The following is an 8,014-nucleotide window of genomic DNA, read 5'->3' on the forward strand; positions in this document are numbered from 1 at the left end:
TACCCAATTTATATTTATATTTGTTGTTTTATTTTAATTGTTTTTTGAAAATGTTTACCAAGTCACTTATTGGGATATACAGAAAATAAATAATGATTATATGAACTTTGAAATACTAACAACTGGGATAGGCAATTGTTGACAAAAATTATAAAACAACAAAAGATTAAAAAATAGAAAGTGAGACTCTATGCGGGTCGCAGCCATTTAAACATACTTTTAAAATATCACTTCAAAACTTTATAACATAGATATTTTATTAATCGAAATGTTCGATTCAAATATTCAAAAAATGAAATTGGGAAAGTAAATATTCAAATTTGTAAATTACAAATAATAATAAACAACTGCAAGTTAGATATTTAAATACAAAAATAACCATCTCATTATTAAATTGATTTAAATCAATGTTTATAAAGCTGCAGAGATAAATACTGGCTCTGCGTTAAAAATATAAATTTAATAATCAATGAAAGTTTGGAGGCGTTTATGAACACATCAGTCATATTAAGCTATGCTTTTGTCTACTTTGTATTATTCCTTGTTGTCCCATTTGTACTAGTGACATTTACGATGACTTGTATAAAGTTTTTCAAAACAAGCAATGTAGAGAATGTGGGAGTTAATATTAAATTAAACCCAGATAAAATTGCTAATAAGCCAGTTGGTTTTTTCAATAAGCTAAATACTATTGCTAAAGGGAAATACAACATCTTATATGGCACAACCATGGATACCATCGTTGATATCGGCAACACTGACAAGCCAGAAGATGCTCACCAGCATTTACAGCACTGTCACCTCGACTATGTCGTTGTCGATGAGCAATCTTCAGTGAAATTGGTGATTACCGATCCACAGCACAATACACCTGAGAATAATGAATTTATCGACCACTCATTAGCAGAGGTAGGCATCAAAGTTATTCACCTTGCACAGAACCAACAGTGCGATGAATCTCTAATCCGTAACTCTCTAGCGGCATAGCTCCAAGGAGTGCTGAAGAGCCTCTTCAGCACTCACATCCTTTAAAAGACTCAACCGTATCACTGAATTATGTGAGGGCTCATTATGTCCAGAATTTCAAGAATCACCCTTCCCCTGCTGACCTCCATTTTGATGGTGGTACTCAGCTTTACTGCACCCATTGCTAAAGCTGACATCCCAGAGTTTAAAATGAATCAAAACCGTCAATGCATCATGTGTCACAAGAAAAACGGCAACATGTATGGCATGCATGCTAATGACGCATTAGATCAAACCTGCCAGGACTGTCATGGCGAAAAAGGTAAACACCCTCGAGGTGAATCAGAGCTTATCGGCTTTGGTGAAAACTCTCCCGCCACAGCTAAGCAACAAACAGAAGCTTGTATGGCTTGTCACGGTCAAGAAGAACTTGCCGAAGCTGATTGGACCCACAATGTCCATTCAGACAAAGTGAACTGCGCCGACTGCCATCAGCTACATCCAGAAGTTGATCCCGTTATTGGTCAAACAGAGACCGTTCGCATTAAGTCATGCGTGAGCTGTCATGAAAGCCAGTAATCAGGAGGATAAAACAATGAAAAAAGAAAGAAGACTATTTTTAAAAGGTGCATGTGTAGCAGCGGTTGGCGTTGCAGGCGCATCAGGTCTTAGCATCGCACAGTCTAGAAGTCAGCAAGGTAGTGACGAAACAAACTGTAAATATGCGCTGATCCATGATGAAAACAAATGTATTGGTTGCGACGCCTGCTCCGTCGCTTGCCGTGAAGCCAACGATGTACCAGAAGGTGTAAGCCGATTAGATATTGAACGTGAAGGTCCTTTTGGAGAATACCCAAATCAATTCTATCGCTTTACCCGAAAATCTTGTCAGCAATGTGAAGGTAAGCCTTGTGTCAACGTTTGCCCAACGGGTGCAGCTTACCATGACCCTAAAACAGGTATTGTGAGTGTTGATGAATGGAAGTGTGTGGGTTGCTTATATTGCATCGCCGCCTGTCCATATCAAATTCGCTTTATTAACCCTGTGACTAAAGCCGCTGACAAATGTGATTTCTGTAAAGAGACCCGTTTAAAAGAAGGCAGACAACCAGCCTGTGTTGACGCCTGCCCAACAAAAGCACTGACCTTTGGCGACCTTAAAGATCCCCACTCACAAGTGGTTGAAGTGCTTAAGACTACGCCTAACTATCGCAGTAAAACAGAACTAGGCACTCGCCCTAAAGTGTTCCGTATTGCGTCGCAAGAGGGAGAAATCAAATTATGAGCCCATTCCACTTTGACAGCCTCATTTGGCACTGGCCAATTGCCATTTACTTATTTCTAGCAGGTATTTCTGCCGGTGCGATTTGTTTTGCAGTGTTATTAAAACACTTCAAGTTAGGCAAAGATGCCTATAAATCAAGCTTCGTAAAAGCGGCCTGTTTGATTGCCCCATTAGCGGTATTTGCAGGCTTAGGGATCTTGGTTGTTGATTTAACCAAGCCATTCGACTTCTGGAAAATCCTAGTTTTCTACAACCCGACATCTGTGATGTCAGTGGGTGTTGCAGTACTCATGGTTTATCAAGTCGCCCTGTTCTCATGGTTAGCCTGCTTATTCAAAGAGCCGATTCTGAAGAGGTGTGATAACCGCTGGCCTATCGTTGAAAAAGCACTGACCTACTTAATGAAGTTAGAAGCAACCATTACTGGCTTACTGGTTATCCTTGCATTGTCACTGGGTGCTTACACAGGGTTCTTATTGTCAGCACTCACCACATTCCCAATGCTGAATAACCCAGTATTACCAATGTTGTTCTTAATCTCGGGTATTTCATCTGGCGCAGCGGGCACTTTGCTTGGCGGTGTATTAATGAAAGGTAACCCTGATGGTAAAGAAGTGCATTTTATCCATAACATTGAAATTCCACTAATTTTGCTTGAAATAGCACTGCTATTTACCTTCTTTGTTGGCCTTATCCTAACCGGTGGTCAAAGCCAGGTAGCTGCACTTAATGCCATTGGCGAAGGTTTCTGGGGCTGGGTGTTCTGGGCAGGTATTGTCGTCGTCGGGTTAGCCATGCCATTGGCATTCAACCTGTTCATGACCGCATCAGCAAAACGTAAGTTTTCTTATGTTGCTATCACAGCAAGTTGCAGCTTATTCGGTGTGCTATTGCTTCGTAATTTCATTCTTTATACCGGTCAAATGACCGTAGCTTAATCATTATTTAGGAGTTAACCATGCTTAAAGTTTTAGGATTGTCCATTTTATTAAGCTTCTCAGGTGCAGCATTTGCAGAATCTATCGCAGATACCCATACGGATATGGCTGGATGCGAAGCTTGTCACATGGATGGAGAGCCGTCAGCGGATATGGCATATGAGAACCAAACCTGTATTGACTGTCATGGAGGCTTAGACAGCATTGAAGGCGAAATCCACCAGCAACATGACGGTGTTTTAGATTGCTTAACCTGCCACATTGTTCATGAAGTACAAGATCCAAATGATACTTGTGCCGACTGTCACTAGCAGTGACGCTTTTAATAGCATCAATCACTGAATAAAAATGGATGTTCAGTCTTTATCTAGAACTGAAAGTGATGATTAGCCTCTTCGGAGGCTAGCAAATCGAAGGAATGACTTTAGCCATTTCATCGTATTAACAAGGAAGTCATTGGGCAGGAAGCCACTTTATTATCAAGTTTGCACACAACTTACTTTCATTGCCTAAGTTTAGTGCACCCAACCTCCAAATGGGTTCGCCACCTTTAACAAGGTGGCTTTTTTATGTGACCTCTTGAGTCAAAGTTCTGCTATCACTTCGAGATGATCATTTTATGAGATATCCAATGTGTTTAGCGATAAAGCCTCCCCGCAGTTGTAACCTAATATCAGTTGCACAAAACAAAGTCTTAATCTCACAACGCTGTTTTTAGGGCTTAGTGGTGATTGCTGCTATCAATGGTTTGAGTATGTATGTCAAACTATTGTTATCAATCACACAGTATTCTCAAAATTAACAAGGAAGTATTATGGAATTTGCTGACGGCATTGTGCAGCTAAACTCTTTCTTTACTGTCACGGTAGGGATTATCGTGCTGTTTATTGGCAGACGATTAAATCAGGTTGTGGGCTTTTTAAAAGAGTTCAGTATTCCTGAGCCCGTTTCTGGCGGGATCATCTTTTCTATTTTATTTACCCTTATTTATGCAGCCACCAGCATTGAAGTCAACTTTGACTTAATGGCCAGAGATATCTTACTGGTATACTTTTTTACCACTATCGGTATTAATGCCAGCTTGGGCGATTTACTCAAAGGCGGTAAGCCACTAGTCATTTTGCTCATCGTCACTATTGGCTACATGATTTTGCAAAACCTTACTGGTATTGGTGTGGCAACTTTGTTTGGTCAAGAACCGATTGTCGGTTTACTCGGTGGCAGCGTGTCATTGATTGGCGGACATGGTACCGCCATTGCCTGGGCACCAAAAATCCAAGAACAATTTGGTTTATCCAGCGCAATGGAAATAGGTATTGCTAGTGCCACATTCGGGTTAATTCTTGCCAGCTTAATGGGCGGCCCCATAGCCAAATACTTGATCAATAAACATCAATTAAAACCTTCAGTTGATTTAGAAGCTGCAAATACGCAAGGTAAAGAAACCGATACTGCTGTCAAAATGACTTCGTTTGATTTTTTAGACGCACTATTAGCCATTCATATTTGTGTGATTTTGGGTTTCGTTCTTAATGAAGTTGTCAGTAGTTTAGGGTTAGATTTACCGCTGTTTGTCACTTGTTTATTTGCGGGTATCGTCATCACTAACCTAATTCCTAAAAACTACCCACGTATTTCAGGTACTGCATGGCCAACCAGAACCGCTGCGATTGATTTAATTGCCGATATGTCTTTGGGTACGTTTTTAGCCATGTCACTAATGAGCATGCAATTATGGACTCTAGTGGATTTAGCTGGACCTATCTTTGCCATTCTTGGTATGCAATTTATCGTGGCAATCGCGGTTAATCTATTTATCGTATTCCCAGCGATGGGAAAAAATTATGATGCTGCAGTGATTTGTTCAGGCTTTGGTGGTATCTCACTGGGCTCAACACCAACAGCAATGGCTAACATGTCTGCGGTCTCTATGCGCTATGGTTATTCTGCCCAAGCCTTCATCATTGTGCCGTTGGTTTGCGCCTTCTTTATCGATTTAGCCAATGCGTTAATCATCCCTTACTTCATTGGGCTAATGCAGTAGAAAAATCTATTTAGATAACATCTACAACTCAGCAAAAAAGGTCATCCATCGATGACCTTTTTGCTAACTGATAAGCTTCACGCTATTAACTCAAGATTTAGACGTGGCGTTCTCAATCGAGGCTTTTAGTAGTTGATCCGTTTCTTCTTTTTTCGCGGCAGCTTGCTCTTTGCGATGCTGCCTTAAATTACTTCTGACTTGTTGCTCGCATTCTTGTTGGCCTAAGGTTTTATCCAGCTCATTAGTATATTCATCAGTTCGAGCATCACACACTAGGCTTGAGCAGCCCCCTATAAATGAGAGTGACGCGACCATTAATACGAGTTTTGCGCGGGTTAATATAATAGCGCTTAATCGCACTCGTTTACTCATCTGATGCCCTCCTATAATCCTATTGCTATTGTTTAATATTAATACCATGCTCAGTGAGCAAAAAGTAACCATTATACTGAAAACTTATTAATCTCAGTTTCTAAACGGCTAATAAGCTGTTGAGTTTCATCTGTCGCATTGTGGGCTTTAACCGAAACTTGCGAGGTATTTTGTGCTGTATCAGCAATAACAGTGATACGTTCAGCTGAATCCTCTCCTGCAGCTAACTGCTCACGAGCCGCAACAGAGATCTGCTCGCTCATTGAAGAGATAGCCGACAATGACTGCGCTATATTACTCAACTCATCCGCCACCAGCTTGGACTTTTCTACAGTGTGACTACTTGTTTGCACACTTTGAGAGACTGACAATTTGGCATCTTGAGTTGCATGTTGAAGCTTGGCGATCATTTGATGGATTTGCTCAGTACTTGATTGTGTTCGCTGAGCAAGTTGCCTGACTTCATCTGCCACTACAGCAAATCCACGACCTTGGTCGCCCGCTCTAGCAGCTTCAATTGCCGCATTTAGCGCTAACAAGTTGGTTTGTTCGGCAATACTTTGGATAACTGACAACACACTAGCAATATTATTCACTTCGTCGTCAAGCAATTGAATGTTTTGCCCTGCGTTATCAATCTGGCTCTCTAATAAGTTTATGGTTTCAGACGATTGTTGCGTTAGTAAATGCGCTTGCTGGCCTTGCTGCTCGGCTGCGTAAACAGAGTCTGCAGCATGCTTTGCCAGTTCTGCGACATTAGCTGATGATGCAGTCAGTTCGGTAATTGATGAAGCCACCATTTGGGTTTCACTATTCATAGCGCTGGTCAAAGAGTCTAATTCAGCGGCTTGTTGTTCTGCATTTCGAGTTTGTAGACTTAGGCGCTGAGTAACATCCCCTATGCCTGTCACTACGCCTTGTAAACCCACTTGCATGTAGTTCATCGCGCCTACAACACTGTTTTTATCTGCTGCAGTAAATTGCGGATTCTGTTTCAAGTCACCTCGCGAAACGTCCATAACAAAGCGTCGAACTTGCTCAATTTCGGCGCCCAATGCATTACGTAAGTTTAAGCCAAAACGCACTAATAAAATGGTTGCTACACTGGCAATGATCATCGAAAAAGTCAGCAACCACTTTGCGACTGACCAATAGCGGCTGTTTGCTTCAGCATAACTAATACCTGTGCCCACATACCAATGCCATACCGGTGTTTGTTGAACAACTGAAGTTAAGTCCACCACTTGGCCATCGCGCTCAGAACTCCAATGGTAAGTGATAATATTTGAGGTTTGCTGACCGACGAGTTGTTGCACCATTTGACCTATGCTATTGCCATCTGCATCGCGAAATTCATTGAAACTGGTGCCATGTAACTGGGGATCGTGTGGTGCGGCGATAAAGTCGAGTTGATTGTCTACGACATACACATACTCTGAGTCGTGATACTTATTTTCTCTGAGTAGCTGGCTTGCATACTGTTTTGCTTGAGTTTCAGTAAGCTGTCCAGACTGAGATAACTGTTCAAACTGTTCTACAATATTCACCGTACTTTTCATTAGCTGGTTAATTCGAGCAATATTGTCACTCTCGCTTGAACTCGATAAAGCTTGCAGCCCCCAAAGTGCTGTACTAATAAATGCTAAAAATATACCCAGTGAAAATACGATAATCTTGGAGCCTAAACTCATACGCCATCCTTTGTTATTATTTTTATTACGGATATTGGATAAAAAACACCCGTACTTAGTAACATAAATAACAATGGATATAAGATGCAAGCAATAAATGACATCGCTGTCATTTTGTTTTGCTTATCTTTAATAATAGCGACGTAAATTAGCCTTTTTGCTTGATAGCTAACACAGCAGTAAAAGGCTCTGGCCATTCGAGCTTGGAACAAAGGTGATCATCAGGAAAACAACTCGGCTCAGCAAACGAGACAAACTCTTTTAGCGCTTCACAAAATAACAAATCTAGCGCTAATCGATTACTACCATATAAACCTCGGTGGATCATATTGGCCGAAAACAGCAACACATCACCTTTATTCAATGGCACAACCTGTCCACTTTTCAGTGATTCACTGTTTTTTCTACCTTCAAGTTCAAGGCGCACCGATAGTTCATCATCGTTATCAAAACGTTTATGGGTTCCAGGCACAAGCTCAATGCCTGGTTCATCATTGAGTGCAATTCGGCAATGTACTACATCATGACCCTTTAATGCGTTTCGCTGCTCATCAATGGATAAATGATATTGTGGGTCTCGGTGCCAATAGTTCAACTGCTTAGGATTTACAGGATTAAAAAACAACTGGCTGTTCATGAAAGCCACTTTTGCGAGTGACGTCAGCTCAACTAACTGTTTAATAGAATTAGAGCCAATGAATTGAAATAGCTGGTTACG

General features: G+C 41.1%; 9 protein-coding genes. 6 read left to right on the plus strand and 3 right to left on the minus strand.

The window, feature by feature from the left end:
* Positions 1–489: 489 nt before the first annotated feature.
* From FNZ24_RS03115 to gltS, 6 genes are all read left to right on the plus strand, one after another.
* Positions 490–987: a DUF2726 domain-containing protein gene (locus FNZ24_RS03115; RefSeq protein WP_153912958.1), complete on the plus strand. Its 498-nt coding sequence runs from the start codon at positions 490–492 to the stop codon at positions 985–987.
* Positions 988–1,071: 84 nt separating this feature from the next.
* A complete protein-coding gene (locus tag FNZ24_RS03120; protein WP_153912959.1) occupies positions 1,072–1,545 on the plus strand; it encodes a nitrite reductase in 474 nt (157 codons plus the stop codon).
* 16 nt (positions 1,546–1,561) lie between these two features.
* Complete coding sequence (locus FNZ24_RS03125) at positions 1,562–2,251, plus strand: 4Fe-4S dicluster domain-containing protein (protein WP_153912960.1); 690 nt, start codon at positions 1,562–1,564, stop codon at positions 2,249–2,251.
* The gene (gene nrfD / locus FNZ24_RS03130) at positions 2,248–3,189 is read left to right on the plus strand and encodes a cytochrome c nitrite reductase subunit NrfD (protein WP_153912961.1); all 942 of its coding nucleotides are present in this window, start codon (positions 2,248–2,250) and stop codon (positions 3,187–3,189) included. The genes FNZ24_RS03125 and nrfD overlap by 4 nt, the downstream gene beginning before the upstream one ends.
* Positions 3,190–3,209: 20 nt before the next feature.
* Entirely contained in the window at positions 3,210–3,500 is a 291-nt protein-coding gene (locus FNZ24_RS03135) for a cytochrome c3 family protein (protein ID WP_153912962.1), read from the plus strand.
* Between the two features lie 503 nt (positions 3,501–4,003).
* Positions 4,004–5,233, plus strand: a complete 1,230-nt coding sequence (gltS, locus tag FNZ24_RS03140) for a sodium/glutamate symporter (protein ID WP_153912963.1) — start codon at positions 4,004–4,006, stop codon at positions 5,231–5,233.
* 90 nt (positions 5,234–5,323) lie between these two features.
* Here the strand turns inward: gltS and FNZ24_RS03145 are convergent, their stop codons facing one another.
* From FNZ24_RS03145 to FNZ24_RS03155, 3 genes are all read right to left on the minus strand, one after another.
* Positions 5,324–5,605 (minus strand): hypothetical protein, encoded by a 282-nt coding sequence (locus tag FNZ24_RS03145; protein ID WP_153912964.1) that lies wholly within the window; start codon positions 5,603–5,605, stop codon positions 5,324–5,326.
* Positions 5,606–5,676: 71 nt separating this feature from the next.
* On the minus strand, positions 5,677–7,296 hold the full coding sequence (locus FNZ24_RS03150) for a methyl-accepting chemotaxis protein (RefSeq protein WP_153912965.1): 1,620 nt from the start codon (positions 7,294–7,296) through the stop codon (positions 5,677–5,679).
* Positions 7,297–7,444: 148 nt separating this feature from the next.
* Positions 7,445–8,014 (minus strand): phytanoyl-CoA dioxygenase family protein (locus FNZ24_RS03155; protein WP_153912966.1); only part of this gene is annotated, 570 nt, incomplete at its 5' end.

The organism is Shewanella sp. TC10 (genome assembly GCF_009663145.1).
In the GTDB taxonomy this organism is placed as follows: Bacteria; Pseudomonadota; Gammaproteobacteria; order Enterobacterales; family Shewanellaceae; genus Shewanella.

Coding starts and splice junctions, on each gene's coding strand:
- FNZ24_RS03120 (WP_153912959.1), top strand. CDS start 1,072: ATGTCCAGAATTTCAAGAATCACCCTTCCCCTGCTGACCTCCATTTTG.
- nrfD (WP_153912961.1), top strand. CDS start 2,248: ATGAGCCCATTCCACTTTGACAGCCTCATTTGGCACTGGCCAATTGCC.
- FNZ24_RS03150 (WP_153912965.1), bottom strand. CDS start 7,296: ATGAGTTTAGGCTCCAAGATTATCGTATTTTCACTGGGTATATTTTTA.
- gltS (WP_153912963.1), top strand. CDS start 4,004: ATGGAATTTGCTGACGGCATTGTGCAGCTAAACTCTTTCTTTACTGTC.
- FNZ24_RS03145 (WP_153912964.1), bottom strand. CDS start 5,605: ATGAGTAAACGAGTGCGATTAAGCGCTATTATATTAACCCGCGCAAAA.
- FNZ24_RS03135 (WP_153912962.1), top strand. CDS start 3,210: ATGCTTAAAGTTTTAGGATTGTCCATTTTATTAAGCTTCTCAGGTGCA.
- FNZ24_RS03125 (WP_153912960.1), top strand. CDS start 1,562: ATGAAAAAAGAAAGAAGACTATTTTTAAAAGGTGCATGTGTAGCAGCG.
- FNZ24_RS03115 (WP_153912958.1), top strand. CDS start 490: ATGAACACATCAGTCATATTAAGCTATGCTTTTGTCTACTTTGTATTA.